The 18,100-nt window shown below is 75.0% G+C and carries 10 protein-coding genes; 3 read left to right on the top strand and 7 right to left on the bottom strand.

Going from position 1 to position 18,100, the window contains the following annotated elements; translation table 11 throughout:
* Positions 1 to 2: 2 nt before the first annotated feature.
* From ACIGZJ_RS20000 to ACIGZJ_RS19990, 3 genes are all read right to left on the bottom strand, one after another.
* Complete coding sequence (locus tag ACIGZJ_RS20000; RefSeq protein ID WP_396458455.1) at positions 3 to 2,363, bottom strand: protein kinase; 2,361 nt, start codon at positions 2,361 to 2,363, stop codon at positions 3 to 5.
* Positions 2,364 to 2,464: 101 nt separating this feature from the next.
* Positions 2,465 to 4,081 carry an FAD-dependent oxidoreductase gene (locus tag ACIGZJ_RS19995; RefSeq protein ID WP_396458454.1) on the bottom strand — a complete coding sequence of 539 codons (1,617 nt, stop codon included), beginning with the start codon at positions 4,079 to 4,081 and terminating at the stop codon, positions 2,465 to 2,467.
* 129 nt (positions 4,082 to 4,210) lie between these two features.
* Positions 4,211 to 5,137, bottom strand: coding sequence for a diiron oxygenase (locus tag ACIGZJ_RS19990; RefSeq protein WP_396458453.1), 927 nt, complete (start codon positions 5,135 to 5,137; stop codon positions 4,211 to 4,213).
* A gap of 310 nt (positions 5,138 to 5,447) precedes the next feature.
* Here ACIGZJ_RS19990 and ACIGZJ_RS19985 point away from each other — a divergent pair, with 310 nt between their 5' ends.
* Complete coding sequence (locus ACIGZJ_RS19985) at positions 5,448 to 7,811, top strand: SpoIIE family protein phosphatase (RefSeq protein ID WP_396458452.1); 2,364 nt, start codon at positions 5,448 to 5,450, stop codon at positions 7,809 to 7,811.
* A gap of 30 nt (positions 7,812 to 7,841) precedes the next feature.
* Here the strand turns inward: ACIGZJ_RS19985 and ACIGZJ_RS19980 are convergent, their stop codons facing one another.
* Positions 7,842 to 9,635 carry an aldehyde dehydrogenase family protein gene (locus ACIGZJ_RS19980; protein ID WP_396458451.1) on the bottom strand — a complete coding sequence of 598 codons (1,794 nt, stop codon included), beginning with the start codon at positions 9,633 to 9,635 and terminating at the stop codon, positions 7,842 to 7,844.
* A gap of 195 nt (positions 9,636 to 9,830) precedes the next feature.
* Here ACIGZJ_RS19980 and ACIGZJ_RS19975 point away from each other — a divergent pair, with 195 nt between their 5' ends.
* Both ACIGZJ_RS19975 and ACIGZJ_RS19970 read left to right on the top strand, forming a co-directional pair.
* Positions 9,831 to 10,196: a PadR family transcriptional regulator gene (locus ACIGZJ_RS19975; RefSeq protein ID WP_396458450.1), complete on the top strand. Its 366-nt coding sequence runs from the start codon at positions 9,831 to 9,833 to the stop codon at positions 10,194 to 10,196.
* On the top strand, positions 10,193 to 11,206 hold the full coding sequence (locus ACIGZJ_RS19970) for a hypothetical protein (protein ID WP_396458449.1): 1,014 nt from the start codon (positions 10,193 to 10,195) through the stop codon (positions 11,204 to 11,206). The genes ACIGZJ_RS19975 and ACIGZJ_RS19970 overlap by 4 nt, the downstream gene beginning before the upstream one ends.
* A gap of 86 nt (positions 11,207 to 11,292) precedes the next feature.
* On the opposite strand, the gene ACIGZJ_RS19965 is transcribed toward ACIGZJ_RS19970, so the two are convergent.
* The 3 genes from ACIGZJ_RS19965 to ACIGZJ_RS19955 all read right to left on the bottom strand — a co-directional run bounded on the left by ACIGZJ_RS19965 (position 11,293) and on the right by ACIGZJ_RS19955 (position 17,840).
* Entirely contained in the window at positions 11,293 to 12,396 is a 1,104-nt protein-coding gene (locus ACIGZJ_RS19965; RefSeq protein WP_396458448.1) for a substrate-binding domain-containing protein, read from the bottom strand.
* A 277-nt stretch (positions 12,397 to 12,673) separates the two neighbouring features.
* Complete coding sequence (locus tag ACIGZJ_RS19960; RefSeq protein WP_396458447.1) at positions 12,674 to 16,021, bottom strand: SdrD B-like domain-containing protein; 3,348 nt, start codon at positions 16,019 to 16,021, stop codon at positions 12,674 to 12,676.
* 328 nt (positions 16,022 to 16,349) lie between these two features.
* On the bottom strand, positions 16,350 to 17,840 hold the full coding sequence (locus tag ACIGZJ_RS19955; RefSeq protein WP_396458446.1) for an alpha/beta hydrolase family protein: 1,491 nt from the start codon (positions 17,838 to 17,840) through the stop codon (positions 16,350 to 16,352).
* Between the last annotated feature and the right edge of the window lie 260 nt (positions 17,841 to 18,100).

The following is an 18,100-nucleotide window of genomic DNA, read 5'->3' as shown; positions in this document are numbered from 1 at the left end:
GCTCATGCTCCGTTCGCGGGTAATGCGGTGACCGTCGAGGTCTTCGGATTGGCGACGCAGAGTCGGCCGGCGCCGGCCGACCAGGCGAGGTTCGCCGGGTCCGCCCCCTTCAGTCCGCTGTACTTCCAGCGGGCCGTGCCGTTCGACGCGTCGAAGGCCCACAGCACGGCGTCCGGTCCCATCCGGTACAGGTTTCCGTCGGCGAGCAGCAGGCGGGCGCCGAAGCTCCTCGGGTCGGCGGCGTCGAGGGGCAGCGGGGCCTTCCAGAGCGAGTGCCCGGTCGCACTGTCCAGGGCGCCCAGCGAGCACCCGCCGTCCGCGTCCCTCCAGAGGCAGTACAGGACGCCGCCGTCCGGGCCGGACTCGGTGCCGCCGCCCCGCAGGGATGTCACGACGGTGCCGGCGACCGTCCACACCTTGTCCCCGGTCGCCGGGTCGAGGGCGGAGAGGTTGCCGTCCTTGTCGGTGACGAGGAAGTGCCGCCCGGCGGCGGCGACGCCGACCGTCGCGATCTTCTTCGACCAGCTGATGTCGCCCTTCCCGTCCAGCGCCTTCACCTCGTCGGGGCCGGCGAACAGCGCGCGGTCGTCGCCCTGCGGCAGGGCCGACTGGAGGATCAGCGTGCCTTCGCCCTGGAACCAGGCGGTCCGGTGGGTGGCCAGGCCCACCGCCCAGACGTGGTAGCCCCCGGAGACCAGGCCGTAGTCGCGGCCGTCGCCCAGGCCGATCACATACGCCCGGCCGCCGAGGAAGCCGCAGAAGCGGAGCACCCCGCCGGCGTGCGGCTGGTCCAGCGTGGCCTGCCAGTCGAGCTTCCCGCCGGCCGGGTCGATGCTCAGCAGCACGCTCCTCGTCTGGATGTCGGTCGGCGGTCCGCTCGTGGGCCAGGTCACCGCCGCGGCGTACAGGCGGTTGCCGTCCACCCCGGCGACGGTCGCCGGGACGGCCCCGCCCAGGGCGAAGGCCGTCTGGGGGGCGCCGAGGGCGGCGCCGTCCAGCGTCCACGCGGTGCGGCCCTGGTCGTCCAGGCCGCGGATCCAGCCGTTGGAGACGACGGCCACCACACCCTCGGTCGAGAGCACCTGCTGGCCGGCCTGGTCCAGGCTCACCTGCCAGGACCGCGTCCCCTCGCGGACGGCCTCCGCCGACGGGCGGGGGGCGGCGGCCTTTCCGGGGCCGCGCCGGGTGAGGGCGAACACGCCGCCGGCGGCGCCCGCGGCGAGCGCCGCGCCGCCCAGGCCGAGGAGCAGCGCCCGGCGGCCCGGGCCCCGGCGGACGGCCTGCCGGTCCTGCCGGGCCGGGCCGTGACCGGTCCGGCCATAGGAGCCGTAGGAGCCGCTCTGGTCGTAGGAGGGGCTCGGGTCCTGGAAGGCGCCCTGCTCGTAGGAGGCGCCCTGCTCGTAGCGGCCTTGGTCCTGGTGCGCCGGGTCGTGGCCGTTCGCCGGCGCCGGGCCCGGCGGCAGCCCCGGTGGGGCCTGGGGCAGCCCGGTCAGGACGGCCCGCACCGCGAGCACGTCCGCCGCGACCGCCGGCGGAAGCCACCCCGCCGGGGAGACGGCACGGCCCTCCCGCTCGACGAACTCGACCACCTGACGCGGCGTCGGCCGGTTCGCCGGGTCCTTGGCCAGACAGGCCGCGACCAGCGGGCGCAGCGCGGGCGGGATCGCGCCGAGGTCGGGCTCGGTGTTCACCACCCGGAACAGGACGGCCGCTCCGGCGCCCTCGCCGAACAGGTGCGATCCGAGCGCGGCGTAGGCGAGCGTCGACCCCAGCGAGAAGACGTCCCCGGCCGGGGTGACCCGCTCCCCCAGCGCCTGCTCCGGCGACATGTACGGCGCCGAGCCGACGACCGCCCCGGTGGTGGTCAGTCCGATGCCGTCGGCCGCCCGGGAGATCCCGAAGTCGATGACGTGCGGCCCGTCCAGGGCCAGCAGCACGTTCGGCGGCTTGAGGTCCCGGTGGATCAGGTCGGCGCGGTGCACCTCGACCAGCGCCTCCGCCAGCCCGGCGGCCAGCGTCCGCACGGTGTCCTCGGGCAGCGGGCCGTGCCGGGCCACCGCCTCCTGGAGCGAGACGCCGACCACGAAGGCCGTCGCCATCCACGGCGTCCCGGCCTCGGTGTCGGCGTCCACCACCGAGGCGGTGAACGCCCCCGACACCCGCCGCGCCGCCGCCACCTCCAGCCGGAACCGGTGGCGGAAGTCGGCGTCCTGCGCCAGCGCGGGCCGGACGACCTTCACGGCGACGGTCCGCCCGCCGGCCGACCGTCCGAGGTACACCGCCCCCATCCCGCCGGCGCCCAGCCGGCCGCTGAGGCTGTAGGGCCCGATCTGCCGTGGATCGTCGGCACCGAGCTGCTCCATCGCGGTCCCCCTCCCGTGAGCCCTCACAGGCTATGGGGAACGCTGCGCTCATGACAGGCGATCACACAGCTTCCACACCGACCGAGGGTGCGCTACAGGGCCTAGCGGCGGCCGGCGGCGAGGAGGTCGGGGACGGTGGCGAGCTTGACGCGGGGGCGGCCGGCCGCCTCGCCGAGGGCGCGTTCGGTGCGGTCGACGGCCCGCAGCTCCTTCAGTCCGACGGCGTCCGGCCGGCGGCGGCGGACCAGCCGGTCCAGCTCCCGGCGGGTGCCGGTCGGGGCGGGCAGGGCTCCCGCGGCGGCGTCGTCCAGCAGGGCGTCCACGGTCTCCTGCGCGCAGGCCCGGTTGGCACCGATGCCGCCCGAGGGGCCGCGCTTGGCCCAGCCCACCACGTACGCGCCGGGCAGCGGCCGACCGGTGGCCGGGTCGACGATCCGGCCGCCCCGGTGCGCGACCGTCCCGGCGGCCTCGTCGAAGGGCAGGCCCGGCACCGGCACGCCCCGGTGGCCTATGGAGCGCACCACGGCGCCGGCCCGGATGACCGGGCCACGGACCGACTCGACCCGGACCGCCTCGACCCGGTCGGCGCCGAGCAGGGCGGTGGGCGTGGCGAGGAAGCGCAGCACGATCCGGCGCCCGGGGCGCGGCGGCGCGGACCAGTCGGTGTCCTCCAGCGGGAGCCCGGCGAGCAGCGCGGCCTTGGCGTCCGGCGCGGCGGCCGCGACGGCGGCCCGGACCTCGGGGTGGTCGTCGACGACCAGCTCGACGCCCGGCAGGTGGCGCAGCGCCAGGAACTCCGGCCTGGTCCAGGCCGCCTGTTCGGGCCCGCGCCGGGCGAGCAGCACCACCTCGCGCACCCGGCTGGTGCGCAGCGCCGCCAGGGCGTGGTCGGCGATGTCGGTGGTGGCGAGCCGGTCCGGGTCGGAGAGCAGGATCCGGGCGATGTCCACCGCGACGTTGCCGTTGCCGATCACCACGACCCGTTCGGCGGAGAGGTCGACGGCGTCGGCCGGCACGGTGGGCTCGGCGTTGTACCAGCCGACGAAGGTGGTGGCGGGCAGGCTGCCGGCGAGGTCCTCGCCGGGGAGGTCGAGCCGTCGGTCGGCGGCGGCGCCGACGGCGTAGACGACCGCGTGGTGGTGGGCGGCCAGTTCGGCGTGGCTGAGGTCCCGGCCGACCTCGACGTTGAGGTGGACCCGCAGGCGGGGGTCGTGGAAGACGCTCGCGAAGCCCTCGGCGATCCGCTTGGTCGCCTGGTGGTCGGGGGCGACGCCGTGGCGCAGCAGGCCGCCGGCGACCGGCAGCCGGTCGATCATCGTGATCTCGGCGCCGGTGCCGCGCAGCAGCGACTGCGCGGTGTAGCCCGCGGAGGGGCCGGTGCCGACGACGGCGATCCGCAGCGTCCCCAGGCCGTTCGGCAGGCTGCGGGGGAAGGTGGGCGCGCTCCAGGCGTGGTCGCTGGGGTGGTCCCGGTAGTAGCCGCGGTTGAGCTCGACGAAGACGGTGTCCGGCCCGGTGAGCCGGTCGACGGGCCGGACGGCGTCCACCGGGCAGGCGTCGGCGCAGGCGCCGCAGTCGATGCAGGCGACCGGGTCGATGAACAGCATCTCGGTGCGGCCGAAGTCCGGTTCGTCCGGGGTGGGGTGGATGCAGTTGACCGGGCAGACGGACACGCAGGAGGCGTCGTTGCAGCAGGTCTGGGTGATCGCGTAGGCCATGGCCGGGGTGGGTCCTCGCTGCGTGGGGGCGGTCGGGGCGCGGCGGTGCGGTCGCGGCGGTGCGGTGCGGATCGGTGCGGTGCGGTGCGGGCGCGCGGGCCGCCGGTGGTGTGGCGGCCCGGTTGCCGGTCAGAGCATGTGGATGCGGCGGTAGATCGCCGCGGAGGGACCGGTCAGCAGGCCGGACTCGGCGAGGAAGGCCATCAGGTGCCGGGAGCTGGTGCGCATCATCGCCTTGCGGTGCTCGTTGCCCCGGACCTCGGCCAGCGCCCGCCGGGTGTCCAGGCCCGCCGCCGCGTACACGCCGTGGTTGACCATGCTGCTGACGATGACGAACGCGGCCGCGGCTATGCCGGTGGCGGCGGCCCGCCGACGTGCCCGGCCGGCTCCGCGCAGCCGTTCGCGGATCTCCTGGCGGGCGAACTTCATGTGGCGCGACTCCTCGACCACATGGATCCGGGACGTCCCGCGGACGATCTCCAGGACGTTCTCGCCGCGCATCCAGTCGCGCTGCATGACGTCGAGCACCTCCTCGGCCACCAGGATTCCGCCGTAGGCGAGTTCACCGGTGGCGAGCGCCTTGAAGGCCCGGCCGGCGTGCGCGACCGAACGGGCCGGGCGGTACGCCGGGGCGCCCATCTTCTCGCAGGCGCGCGCGAACATGATCGAGTGCCGGCACTCGTCGGCGACCTCGGTGAGCGCGAACCTGAACTCGGCCGTCCCGGTGTCCTTCAGGTACTGATCGCGCAGCACCATCTGCTGCAGGATCATCTCGAACCAGATGCCGGTGCTCATGATCGAGCAGACCTCGTGCCGGGTGAGGGTGACCCGCTGCTCGACCGTCATCTCGTCCCACAGGGCGGTGCCGTAGAGCGTGCTCCACTCGGGGTTGAGCCCGTAGGCGTCCTCGGGGAGCGGGGCGTCCCAGTCGATCTCGGCCGCCGGGTCGTAGGAGAGCGTCGCGGCCGAGTCGAGCAGTCGCTTCGAGACGTCGTCGTCGGCCGGGGTGTGGCGCGTGTGGCGTGGGGTTCCCGCCGCCGTGCCGGTACGTGCCATGGCTGCCTCCAGGTGCATGCCCACTGCGGGTTCCCGCTCACCCGCTTATTAGACGGACAGTACAATAAGGGTCCGTCCGCGAGAAGACCTCGCGCGGCGACGGGGGCGTGAACGGCGCAGGGCGCGCGCCGGTCGGCGGTCGACGAGCGCCCGGCAGGGACCGGGCGGGGCGGCCCGTCGCTGCCCGTGACTGGCGGCCGCGGCCACCGGAGAGATGATGGAGAGGTCCCGGGCCGCGCCGCAGGGGGCGTGCGTGAGGGCGCTCGCGGCGGGCCGGCGGAGAGGAGCACGACTCATCCGAGGTGCGCACATGGACAGCCGACGCTTCCCGTTCGCCGACAGCGCGGCCGGGGCCCTGCTCGATGCGGACGGCCGGATCATCCGCTGGACGCCGGAGGCCGGGAGGCTGCTGTCGCTGCGCGCCGACCAGGTCTGCGGCCACCCGGCGAGCGAGCTGCTCGCCGACCCGGACGCCTGGACGGGCCTGCTGGCGGACCGGACGGCGGGCGGCTGGTCCGGCCGGGCGGTGCTGCGGTCCGGCCGGGGCGAGCAGCTGGGGATCGTCTTCCAGGTCCTCCCGCTCGCGGACGCCGGCGGCGCCGGGAAGCCGACCGGCGAGGCCCGGTACTTCGTCCTCGCGGCCCCCGACGAGCTGGTCGCCCAGTGGCGCCAGGACCAGGCGTTCACCCGGGAGCTGTTCCTCCAGGACCGGGTGGGCCTCGCCGTCTTCGACGACCGGCTGCGGCTGATCCGGACGAACACCCATCTGCTCCCGTACACCGGCCTCCCGCCGGACCTGCGCGGCCGCCGGCTGGGGGACTTCCTCGCGGCCGAGGACGCCGCGGCGGTCGAGCGCCGGCTGAAGGAGGTGCTGCGGACGGGCCGGCCGCTCGTCCGGGCGGGCGACCTGGTCCGCACGGTCCAGGACCCGGGCGGCGGGGTGGTGATGGCGATCTCCGCGTTCCGGCTGCAGGCCCCCGACGGGCAGGTCATCGGCGTCACCGCGCTGTTCAACGACGTCACCGAGCTGCACCGCTCCGCCGAGCGGCTGGCCGTGCTGCACCGCGCCACCGCGGCCTTCGGCGGGTCGCTCTCCGTCACCGGCGCGGCCGAGGAGCTCGCCGCCGTCCTGGCGCCCGGACTGGCGGACCAGGCGGTGGTGGAGATCGCCGAGCCGGTGTTCACCGGCGAGGAGCCCGCCCCCGGGCAGGACGGCCGGCTGCTGCTGCGCCGCACCGCCGTCGCGGGGTCGGCGCCGGACGGACCGGACGCGGCCCAGCCCGGGACGGCGGCCCAGCCCGGGCCGCCACCGCGGGCCGTCCTGGTGGACGCCGACGACCCGCCCGCCACCGACTCCCCCGCCGCGATGACCGCCCCGCTACGGGCCCGCGGCGGCCTCCTCGGCCGGGTGACCGTCCGGCGCGCCCCCGGCCGACCCGACTACGAACCCGCCGACCTGGACCTGCTGCACGAGATCGCCGCCCGCGCGGCCCTGGCCGTGGACAACGCCCGCCGCTACACCCGTGAGCACCGCGCCGCCGTCAGCCTGCAGCGCAGCCTGCTGCCGCCCGCGCAGACCGAGACCGCCGCCGTGGCCACCGCCAGCGTCTACCTGCCCACCGGCAGCGCCAGCGGCATCGGCGGCGACTGGTTCGACGTGATCCCGCTGTCCTCGGCCCGCGTCGCCCTGGTCGCCGGGGACGTGGTCGGCCACGGCCTGGAGGCCAGCGCCACCATGGGCCGGCTGCGCACCGCCGTCCGCACCCTCGCCGACCTCGACCTGGAGCCGGACGAGCTGCTGGTGCACCTGGACGACCTGGTCTCCCAGCTGCTCGCCGAGGACGGGAACACCGACGGCCCGGAGGAGGACGGGTGGCCCGCCCGCCACCGCTCCGACCCGTTCGGCGCCACCTGCGTGTACGCCGTCTACGACCCGGTCTCCGGGCGCTGCACGATGGCCTCCGCGGGGCATCCGCCGCCCGCCGTCGCGGCCCCCGACGGCAGCGTCGAGTACGTCCCCGTCCGCCCGGGCCCGCCGCTGGGCGTCAACGGCCTGCCGTTCGAGGCCACCGAGATCGAGCTCGCCCCCGGCAGCGTCCTGGCGCTCTACACCGACGGGCTGATCCAGGGCAGCGGCGGCGACCTCGACGAGGGCATGGCCGAGCTGCGCCGCCGGATGTCCCGCCCCGGCGCCACCGCCGCACCGCTGCCGGAGCTCGGCCGCGAGCTCGTCGCCGGACTCCCCGCGCACCGGCTCGCCGACGACGTCACGCTGCTGCTCGCCCGCACCCGCGCGGTGCCGGCCGAGTCCACCGCCACCTGGTCGCTGGAGGCCGACCCGGCCGCCGTCGCCCAGGTCCGGGAGACGGCGACCGCGCGGCTGCGCGCCTGGGGGCTGGAGGAGCTGGTCTTCACCACCGAACTGGTGCTGAGCGAACTCGTCACCAACGCCATCCGGTACGCCGGCGGCCCGGTCGAGGTGCGGCTGATCCTCGCCGAGCGGCTGACCTGCGAGGTCTCCGACCCCAGTGCCACCCAGCCGCGGATGCGCCGGGCCCGGCTCACCGACGAGGGCGGCCGCGGCCTGTACCTGGTCGCGCAGCTGAGCAGCCGCTGGGGCAGCCGCTACACCCGGCACGGCAAGACCATCTGGGCCGAGCAGGAGCTGCCGTAGCGGCCGCCCGGCCCCGGTAGGCCGCGGTGCTCAGGCCCGGTAGGCCGCGGTGAACACCGCGGGCATCCGCGCCCAGGACGGCTTCATCGCGAACCGGGTGATCCGCCGCCCCGTCAGCGCCGCGCTGCGCGCCGTGACGAACCACGGCGGCTTCGGGAACAGCGCGAACTCGCCGCCCGCCAGCGACCTCGGGCAGGGCCGGAACGGCCCCCGCACGATGGTCCGCTCCGGTCCGTCGATCAGCAGGGCGTTGTGCACCACGCCGATCCCGCTCTGCGCGTCGTCCACGGTGTGGCCGGGGAAGGCGCCCCACGGGGCCGTCGCGGTCAGGAACCCGAGCGCCGTCCAGGCGTTGACGGCGATCGTGCCGTAGCGCAGGGCGGCCAGCGCGTCGTCGAAGGCCCGGCCGAGGCCCTTGAGGGTCGCGGGGTCGACGAGGATGTTCGCCCCGAGCGTGCCGACGAGGTCCCGGTTGGCGGTCTCGACGGCCCGGTCGAGGAAGTCGGCGCCCGTACCGGGCAGGCTGAGCACGCCGAGCACCGGCGCGAAGTACTCCGTCGTCTCCAGCGTCGCCGCGTCGGCGCCGTCGCCCAGGTCGACCAGCAGCCGCGAGCCCTCGGCGCCCTGCCACTCGGCGCCCGGGTGGGCCGCCGCCGCGTCCGCCAGCCGCTGGGCACTGCCCGGGTACCAGGCCGGGCGCGCCGGAGCGCGGCGCAGCGCCGTCCGCAACCGGTCGAGGAAGGCCTCGCGCTGCGGCCAGTCGCCGCTGACCACGACCAGCTGCGAGGCGATGCAGTTGTGGCCGCTGTTGTGCAGCCGCTGGGTGACGATGTGCTCGGCCTGGTAGCGGAGGTCGGCCTCGCTCCAGACGCCGGGGACGACGATGACCGGGGAGACGCCGCCGAGTTCGCTGGTCATCGGCTTGTCGAGGAGCGGGGTGCCGGCCGCCTTGCGGGCCCGGCCCTCCTCCCCCGGGCCGAAGGCCACCACGTCGTGGGTGGCGAGGCTGCCGGTGATGTGCACGTGTGCGACGCCCGGGTGGTGGGCGAGGTAGCCGCCGACCTCGCCGCCGCCCGCGACGATCCGCAGCACGCCGTGCTCGATCAGCGGTGCGAGCGCCCGCCGGTAGACCGGCTCCAGCCCTCCCAGGGTGGGGTTGAGCTTCAGCACGACGACCCGGTTGTGGGCGATCAGCTCGTACAGGACGTCGAGCGGTGCGATGGCGGTGATGTTGCCGGCGCCCAGCACCAGTCCGACGCCGGCGGTCCGCTCGGGGTGCAGCGCGCCGAGTCCGGCCTGGCGCCGCACGGTGGCCGCGTCCAGCTGCGGCGGCATCCACACCTCGGCGCTGAACCCGTTGAGCAGCAGCCGGTCGTGGGCGGTGAGCGGCAGGACGGGGATGCTCACCCGGCCGCCGGGCGCCTGCCCGAGGCGCGCGCCGTCGAGCGGGCTGCGTCCGGCGTCGACCGCCCGCAGCGTCCGGGCCAGCGCGTCCAGCGAGGTCAGCAGCGCGTAGGGCCCGGACATCCACTCCTCACCGGTGTACGGGGAGTCGGCCGGCAGCTGCTTGATCCGGCTCGCCGTCCGCACCCAGTCCTCGGCCTCGGCGGCGACGGCGGCGTGGACGCGGTCGAGCAGGGCGGCCCGCTCGGCCAACGAGGTCGCCGCCCAGCGGCGTTCGCCCTCGGCGAGCTCGGCGAGGAGCGCGTCGAGCCCGGCCCGGTCGACGCCTTCGGGGCTGTCGGCCGCGCGGCCTCCGGCGGCCTGGCCCCCGCCGAGGGAACCCCCGTCCGCGGAACTGCCTGCGGGAACTGCAACGGTCATGGCGACCCCCTCGATCACGACCGCACAGGCGGGCGTCGTCCTACAGGATTTGGGTGCCTGCACAAGGCTCCCCGAACCACGCCACCATGCCGCAGATCCGGGCCCGCGGCTAGGTCCTGTCCGGGGTGCCGTCCGATCGAGGTCCCAATAGATCAACCATCGACATACTCTCATCATTGACCTATGCTCACGCCCATGGCTAACCGTCAACTACAGGAGCCGACCCGGCTCGTGCTCACCGCGCTGGCCGACGCCCCCCGGCACGGCTACGCGATCGTCCAGGAGGTGCTGGCCATCTCCGGCGGCCGGACCAAGCTCCTCACCGGCACCCTCTACACCGCCCTGGACCGCCTCCTCCAGCAGGGGCTGATCCGGATCGACCACGAGGAGGTGGTCGGCGGCCGGATGCGCCGCACCTTCGCCCTCACCGAGGACGGCCGGGAGGTGCTGGGCGAGGAGACGGAGCGCCTGCGCGCCGGGGTGGCCGAGGCCGAGCGCAGGCTCGCCCTCGGACGCGGCCCGGGCCTCGGCACGCCCCGGCTGATCGGGGGCGCGGCATGAGCGCCTCCTCGCAGGGCGCGGGCCTGTCCGGCCGGCTCCCGCTGATCGGCCTCTACCCCGCCGCCTACCGGGCCTCGCACGGCGAGGAGATCGCCGCCGTCTTCGCCGAGTCCGTCGAGGGCACCGACCGCACCACCGTGATGCGCGAGTGGGCGGCCCTCGCCGCGCACGCCGTCCGGCTGCGCACCCGGCTCAGCTCCCGCGACCCCGCCGGCCGGATCCTCGCCGGCGCCGCGCCGTTCCTGCTGGCCGGCGGGGCGGGCCTGGCCGCCGTCCAGCTGCTGATGGGCTTCTTCGTCACGGCGGCCCGCTTCGACCCGGGCGGCTCGAACCCCACCGCCGTGACCGCGGTGGGCGCGGTGCAGACCGTCCCCTGGATTCTCGCGCTGCTCTGCGCCGCCCTCGGGCGCTGGGGCCTCGCCCGCCTCCTGGTGCTGGCCGGCACCCTCGCCCGGATCGGCGCCGTCGTCGGCTTCCTCGTCCACCCGGCGGCGGCGTTCGCCCAGTACTTCTTCCTCTTCCCGTTCTGGCTGCTGCTCGCGGTGCCGATGCTGATCGCCCCGCCGGACGGCGTCGACCGCTCCGCCCGCAGCCGCGCCGAGACGGCGATCGCCGCGATCGCCATCGCCCTGCCGATGAGCGCCCTCGTCCTGCTCTGGCCGTGGCCCGGCGCGGACGACTACTCCGAGCCGGTCTTCCCGGCCGACGTCCAGCGGCTCCTCGACATCTCCTCGGCCTGGCCCGCGCTGGTCATGGCCACCGCCTTCCTGGTCCACCTCGCCGCCCGCCACCCGGACCGGCTGCGCTCCGCCGGGGTGGCCCTGGCCGTCATCCCGTGGACGGTCATGCTCGCCCCGCCGTACTACTGGCGGCCGCCGCGCGACCTCGCCGAACTCGGCCGCAACGCCGCCGCCGTGGCCGGCCTGCTGGTGATCGCCGCCGGTCTCGCCGCGCTCCGCCGCGCCCTGGCCTCCTCCGCGGAGCCGGCCGAACCGGTCGAGCGGTACTGACCGCAGGGCCGGAGGTACCGGCGCCGGTCTCCGAGGCCCGTCCTCGGAGACCGGCGCCGGTGCGTCCGGCGGTCCCGGGCGGCGGGTCAGACGTGCACCGAGGACCCGCAGGCCGCCCCGGGGAGCTGCAGGAACCCGTGGCTGCGGATCTGCGGTACACCGCTGCGGCAGATCCACCCGTCCCGGCCGAACACCGCGCGCAGGGCGACGGCATGGGCGTCCGTGCCGGTCCACTCCGCCTCACGGACGGTGTTGTAGAGGATCCGCCCGTACGGCGAGGCCGCGTACGCGGGGTTGATCTGCAGGCCGGCGGTCACCGGCGCCAGCCCGTTGAGGTTGCGCACGGTCAGGGCGCCCGGCTCGTCACCCGGCCGGGTGTGGCCGCCGTAGACCTGGCCGACGTAGCGGCCCACCGAGTAGGGGACGATCGCGTTGGGGTCGTGCAGGACGGCGTCGGTGCCCTGGTTCTCGCGCTCGACGGTGCTGACGCACGAGTGGTCGGTCCAGCCGTCGCCCCAGACCGTGGGGTAGTAGTCGATGGCCTGGAGGAGGAAGCCCGACGAGTCCGCCGGCGCCCCGTCCACGCCGAAGCGGTCCACGATGACGCGGCCGGCGATCACCGGCCGGATGGTCGCGTCGGGCAGCGCGGAGCTGATCTGCCGCCAGTTGGTGATCGTGCAGGTGTAGATCCCGCGCAGCTGGGCGGTGGTGAGGTTGGCCGGGGCGTTGCCGCCGGCCGGGGCGGCCCAGCCCACCGCGTCCCTGGCCATGGCGAGGAACAGCGTGGTCGCCGGGTCGCCGGTCTTCGGACCCCGGGCGCTGCGGGCGAAGTCGGTCGTGCCGGTGCCGTAGGCGTTCAGGGCCGTGATGCCCGTGTTGGAGTTGTACGGGCGGAAGATCGTACCGGCCCCGGTCTTGGGGGTGATGCTGGTCGCCCCGCTGGTGTCCCAGCTGTACAGCCGCGGTGAGGTGGTGTCCCCGGCGGAGGTCAGCGCGGCGTTGTAGTCGGTGGAGAACTGGTTGAACAGCGACTCCGTCGCCTGCGCCCCCACACCGACGAGGTCGGTCGCGGCGGGCGGCGGCACGGGGATCGGCACGGGCGGGTCGGCGAGGGCGGGCACGGCGGCGGCGAGGGCCAGCGCGGAGCTCAGGACGAGGGCCGAGGCGGCCCTGGCGGCGAGGCGGAGCATCAGGCGGAACTCCCGTTCGGTGTGGGCGGGCAGGCCACCGGGATCATGACCGGCCCGGCCCGCCGACCGGTAGCTCCCAGACTTCTGGGAGGCCCGCGTGCTCGCAGGTCAGCGGCGGTGCGGGCGGCCCGCCCCGCCGGATGTTCTTCCACCGGTGGCCCCTCGTCCACGCCCCCTCCACCGAACCCGGGCCCGGCCCCGGCGCCGACATGCCAGTGGCGCCGCTGGTCGGCGGCGCCACTGGGGTCAGGACGGTGTTCGGTTGTTCAGCTCCGGGTCAGCTGTGGCGTCCGGGTCGGCGGTAGGCCACCGCGCACAGCCCCACACCGCCCAGGACGGCGAGCGCTCCGAGGGCCGCGATCAGCGCGTCCGGGGAGGAGCTGCCGGTGTTGGGCAGTGCCCCGCCACTCGCCGACGCACTCCCGCCGTGGGTCGGCCGGTGGGTCGGGCTGTGCGTCGCGCTGTGTGACGGGCTGTGGGTCGGCGTCGTGCTCTCGGAGTGGGTCGGCGACGGCGTGACGGTCGGCGAGACGCTCGGCGAGGGCGACGCGGTGGGTGAGGGCGAGGCGGTCGGCGACGGCGAGGTCGTCGGCGACGGGGACGAGGTCGGGGACGGCGAGGTCGTCGGCGACGGCGAGGCGGTCGGGGACGGCGAGGTGTTCTGCACGATCACGCCCATGTCGAGGTCCAGGTAGCGCTGCCCCCCGCTCAGGGTGACGGTCCGGGTGAGGCCGGTGGCCTGGTCGGCGTCCGAGTCCTTGGTCTGGTCGGTGCCGGCGCTCTGCTTGGTGACGGTGGCGTCCTTGGGCAGCGTCGCCAGGTCGAACCGGACGGCGTAGGTGCCGTCGGGCAGGTTGTCGAACAGGTAGTAGCCGTTCTGGTCGGTCACCGTGGTGACCGGGGTGCCGTTCTTGTCGCGGACGGGCTGGCCGTCGCCGTCGAGCAGGTTCACCGTGACGCCGGGGATGCCGGTGTCACCGGGCTTCTGGACGCCCGAGCTGTCCTTGTCCAGCCAGACGTAGTCGCCGAGCGCGTTGTTGGACGGCGCGACCTGCTTGACCGCGACGCCGACCTTGGCCGGCTCGGCGGGCAGCAGCTGGCGGCCGCTGTCGTCGGTGGCCGTGAAGGCGAAGCTGTTCCAGGCGTACTCCCCGTCGGGGGCGTCCACCGAGGCGACCATCGGCCAGGTCAGCATGAAGGACTCGCCGGCGCCCAGGCTGCCGGGGCGGCGGACCCGGAACCAGGTGGCCGTGCCCGGACCGGGGAAGGTGCTGCTCCAGACGGCGCCGGTGTTGCAGCCCGTCCGGCTGACCAGGACGGCGTCGACGCACGGGTTGGGGTCGGTGGTGTACTCGATCACCACGGTCGGGTCGCTGCTGGTGATCGGCTGGCTCAGCGACGGGGTCCAGGTGCTGCCGCGCGGCGCGTCCTGGGTGAGGACGTAGTTGTCGCCCGGGGTGGGGAGCCGGTCGTACGCGAGGAAGTCGGTGACCGGGTCGGGCGAGTCGTTGCGGACCGTCATCCGGTAGGAGATCCGGCCGCCGGGGGTGGCGGTGCCGATGCTGACGTAGTCGGCGTCCAGGTCCCCCTTGACCTCCTTGTACGAGCGCAGCACCGACGGCACGTCGACCTGGATCTTGGAGGAGGCGTGGCACAGCAGCTCGGTGGTGTCGCCGTTGCCGTTGAGGTCGAGCACGTCCGGGGTGCTGCCGCTGTCGGAGCCGGAGAACATGCAGGCGACCGGGTTGGTGGGCTTGTCGACGGTGACGTACACGTCGTTGGTCAGCTCACCGGAGCGGATGCTGCTGGCGACCTGGACGTCGAAGAGCATCCGGTAGGCCAGCTGGTCGTGCAGGTACGTCATGTCGGGCGCGCCGGCCGGCCATTCCATCCTGAGCACCTGGCGGCCGTCCGGGCCGGGGGTGACGGTGACGGAGGTGGGGGCCTTGGCGTCCGGGTAGTTCGGGTCCGGGCGGGCGGAGCCCTCGATGTAGACCACGCCGGCGGGCAGCATGTCGAACAGGACGAGCGGGCGGTCCAGGTCGTGCGCGCTGCGGTTGTACGGGATGACCTGGAAGGTGGCCTTGCCGCCGGGGGCGGACAGCTCGCCGGCGACGGTGGTCTTGGCCGCGCCCAGGTTGGTCGCCGCCTTGACGGTGGTGCTGGCGCAGGCGTTGGCGGAGGCGTTGTTGGTGCCGTCGCTCGCGGTGGTGTCCACGCAGTTGGTCAGCGGGTCCGGGGCCGGGCGGCCGTCGTGGCCGGGGGTGGCGACCTGGGTGACCAGCTGGACGGCGTTGCCGGGGCTCCAGCCGGTGGGGATGGGGCCGTTCCAGGTGAACTTCAGCCCGTCCAGCCAGCGCCCGGCGGGGATGCCCAGCACGTCGTTGGCCGGGTCGCCGGCGCCCTGGGCGAAGGTGATCCGGCGGTTGCCGGAGCCGTTGAACGGGCTGCCCGGGGTGAAGGTCAGCCAGGTGGGGTCGCCGTTGAGCCGGTACTGCAGGGTCAGCACGATGCTGGTCGGGTTCCACGGCTCCAGCTGGATCGACTGCGGGAAGATCCAGTTGTACACGCCGTCGGTGCTGCCGCCGCCGGGGTCGGTGATGCTCAGGCTGGTGGCCGGCCCGGAGGTGTTGGTGGCCGACAGGCTGAAGGAGTTGAGGTCGCCCGAGGTGACGCTGTCGCGCCAGACCTTGCTGGCGGTCACCACCACGCCGGTGGCCGGCGGCTGGAACTGGCCGGTGGTGGTGCTCGCCGTGTCGAGCTGCCGCTCGGCGTCCGGGCCGATCGGGTCGCCGTGCAGGTCCACGGTGTTGTCGGAGGTCGTCCCGTTCGGGAAGTCCGCCTCCGGGTAGTAGACGACCAGCGCGCCGGGCTGGCGGCAGCCGCCGCGGCCGTTGCCGGAGCGGAACTCCCCGATGTCGAAGCCCCAGGTGTTGGGGCCGGGCGGGACTTGGGACCAGCCGGGCGAGCGGCCGGTGTCCACCACCGCGCCCGGCGGCAGGGTGTCCAGCAGGCGGCTGGTGTCCAGGTCGACGTTGGGCACGTTGTCGGTCGCGCAGGCGCTGAACTGGTAGGTGACGGTGCGTCCGTCGCTGCTGGACGTCTGGATGCCCTTGGTCACCGTGTACTGCGGCTCCACCTGGGCCTTGGTGTCGGCGGTCGCCGTCTGTGACGTCTCCCCGGTGGCGCTCATGGTCGCCGAGTTGGTGGAGACCGCACCGTTGGGGGTGGTGAAGTTCGGGTACTTCATCGTCACCGTGATGGTGGCGGTGGTGCCCGGGCTGAGGCTCTTGAGCCTGATGTCCATGGTGCCGCCCATCGCCCCCGAGGCGGGCACGGTGGAGGCGGCCTGGTCCACCGAGGAGGGGTCGGGCGTCCAGCCGACGAACTGCATGTTGGCCGGCAGGGTGTCGAGGATCTGCCCGTTGGTGCACTCGGTGATGGAGCAGGTGTAGCGGAGGGTGTAGGTGACGTTCTCCCCCGGGGAGACGGTCGCTTTGTCGACGGATTTGGTAAAGGAGATCGCGGCCTGGGCTGGTGGTGCCAGCACGCTGCTGCTGAGCAGCGAGCCGGCCACCAGGGCCAGAACCGAGGCGATCCGCCCGGTCCGGAAGTGAATACGCATGATCAGAAGTTCATCCGACCGTTTGACCGGAGCCTCTGCGGCACAAGTCAAGGTGATGGCATTTCACCCATTCGGCCGAATTGCGCGCGGGGGGGGCGGCTGCCAGGTAGGGCGCTCCCACGTGAGGGGTGCCTGCCGCGGCGTCAACACTGTCGGCCGGTGCGGGGGGCACCGGCCGACAGGTACTGCGGACCCGTTCATCACACGACGCCGGATGGTCCGGGCCCGTCCGGCACGACGGGTCGCGCCGGAGCTTCACCAGATCGGCCGAGCGCCGCGCAGGCCGACCGGATCGGACCGGACCGGACCGACCAGTCATGACAGGAGGTCAGGGTCCGGAGCCCGGGCGGTAGGCGGTGAGCTCGCCGTAGGCCGACAGCGCTCCGGGCAGGTCACCGGGCTGCTGCCGCAGCGTGCTGTCCAGGAAGGCGAGCGTCGTCGCGGCGACGGCACGCGGGCTCCCGGCCCGGCCCAGCGAGCCGACCATCGAGGGCACCGGCGGCAGGTACAGGGGGGCGTCCATGAAGGTGAGGTGGGCGGCGCCGGGGATGGTGAGCCGGTAGTTCGTCGCGGTGCCGCGCGTGAGGACCTCGGTGAGGCGGGGCAGGTAGCGCGGGTCGGTCGCCGGGGTGATGGCCTGGGTGAGCGCGAGCACCGGCTGGTGGACGGGGAGCGGCTCGGGGTCGCGGGGGTAGCCGTCCAGGTCGACGACGGCGGCGAACCGGGCGTCCTGACGGGCCGCCTGCAGCGCGGCGGCGCCGCCCAGCGAGTGGCCGGTCACCGCGGCCCGGCCGGTGTCCAGCCGTCCGGTCAGCGGGCCGTCGATCTCGCCCCGGTCCAGCCGGCCCAGCTGGGTGAGGACGAAGGAGAGGTCCGCGGCCCGGATTCCCGCCGTCTCGGCGGCCCGCCGGTCGTCCTCGGCGTCGTCGCCGGTGGAGGCGATCTCGGTGCCGATCGTCCGGCCGTCGGCGAGGACGACGGCGGCGGAGTCGTACGGGTGGTCCAGGGCGGCGACCACGTAGCCGTTGCTGGCCAGCTCCTCCGCCCAGGCGGTGTTCTGGGTGCGCACGCCCCCGAGCCCGGGGGAGAACAGCACGACCGGGAAGCGCCCGCCGTCGGAGGCCGCCGGGGCGTCGGGCACCGCGTGGGTGCGGGCCTGCGGAGCGCCGTCGACCAGGAAGCCGGGGAGGCCGGCATAGCGCGCCAGGGCGTCGGAGACGGTCCGCGCCTCCTGCTCCGTGCGGCCGAGGTACCGGGCCCGCCGGGTGCCTTCGGGGCTCTGCTGCGCGGGGTACCAGAGCTGGACCACGACCGTGCGCCGGTCCTCGGGTGCGGGAGTGGCGGTCTCGGGACGGTCCGGGTCGGTCCACTGCATCACCCGGGTGCCGACCGCGAACGGGCCGGTCGGCTCGGGGAACACGGGTATCGGAAAGACCCAGGCCGCCGCCGGGCCGGTGGCGACCAGGACGGTGCAGACCACCGATCCCGGCAGCGCCACCCACCAGCGGGCCCGCCTCGGCGGCCGGCCGGTACGGCGTCGCACCAGCGGGGAGACGGCGAACGGCAGCGCGAGGGCGGCGCCGGCCAGGACCGGCAGCAGCTGCCAGCGGATCCCCAGCCCGCCCAGCACGAGCGCGGACAGCACGAAACCCGATCCCGCCGCGATCGTGACGGGCGGGCGGGCGGCGGGGGGAAGCCAGCGCGCCACCACCAGCGCGACGGCGCCCAGCAGGGCGAGGATTTCCAGGGGGGACATCTGCGGTCCCGTGATGATCTCGGTCACCCGGCCATCGTCGGCGCGGGGTGTGCGCCGCCACATCGATCCCGGGTCGCCGCCGTGTGCGGCCGCAGTCGCAGCCGGGCGGGCGCGACGTGCCACCGCGGTCGCAGTCGAAGGCGCCGGGCGGGCGGCCGCTCTGCGACCACGGGCGGTAGCGGGCCTCCTCCTGCGGTCGTACCCCGACGCGGTGCCGTCCGACGGTGGGCTCATGTGCTCCGCCGGGGTGCGGCCTATCGTGACAGGGCCGCGGTTTGCCCTGGTCCTGCGCTCCCCGCACTCGACCCGGCTCCAGCCGTCCG

This window comes from Kitasatospora sp. NPDC052868, from assembly GCF_044547105.1.
In the GTDB taxonomy this organism is placed as follows: domain Bacteria; phylum Actinomycetota; class Actinomycetes; order Streptomycetales; family Streptomycetaceae; genus Kitasatospora.
Note: the sequence above shows the minus strand (reverse complement) of the source record. Positions and strands in the feature narration are given on the sequence as shown.

What these genes read in the sequence shown, in the direction of transcription:
- ACIGZJ_RS20000 (WP_396458455.1), bottom strand. Translation starts at nt 2,363, where the DNA reads ATGGAGCAGCTCGGTGCCGACGATCCACGGCAGATCGGGCCCTACAGC.
- ACIGZJ_RS19960 (WP_396458447.1), bottom strand. Translation starts at nt 16,021, where the DNA reads ATGCGTATTCACTTCCGGACCGGGCGGATCGCCTCGGTTCTGGCCCTG.
- ACIGZJ_RS19955 (WP_396458446.1), bottom strand. Translation starts at nt 17,840, where the DNA reads ATGTGGCGGCGCACACCCCGCGCCGACGATGGCCGGGTGACCGAGATC.
- ACIGZJ_RS19995 (WP_396458454.1), bottom strand. Translation starts at nt 4,081, where the DNA reads ATGGCCTACGCGATCACCCAGACCTGCTGCAACGACGCCTCCTGCGTG.
- ACIGZJ_RS19990 (WP_396458453.1), bottom strand. Translation starts at nt 5,137, where the DNA reads ATGGCACGTACCGGCACGGCGGCGGGAACCCCACGCCACACGCGCCAC.
- ACIGZJ_RS19965 (WP_396458448.1), bottom strand. Translation starts at nt 12,396, where the DNA reads ATGCTCCGCCTCGCCGCCAGGGCCGCCTCGGCCCTCGTCCTGAGCTCC.
- ACIGZJ_RS19970 (WP_396458449.1), top strand. Translation starts at nt 10,193, where the DNA reads ATGAGCGCCTCCTCGCAGGGCGCGGGCCTGTCCGGCCGGCTCCCGCTG.
- ACIGZJ_RS19975 (WP_396458450.1), top strand. Translation starts at nt 9,831, where the DNA reads ATGGCTAACCGTCAACTACAGGAGCCGACCCGGCTCGTGCTCACCGCG.
- ACIGZJ_RS19980 (WP_396458451.1), bottom strand. Translation starts at nt 9,635, where the DNA reads ATGACCGTTGCAGTTCCCGCAGGCAGTTCCGCGGACGGGGGTTCCCTC.
- ACIGZJ_RS19985 (WP_396458452.1), top strand. Translation starts at nt 5,448, where the DNA reads ATGGACAGCCGACGCTTCCCGTTCGCCGACAGCGCGGCCGGGGCCCTG.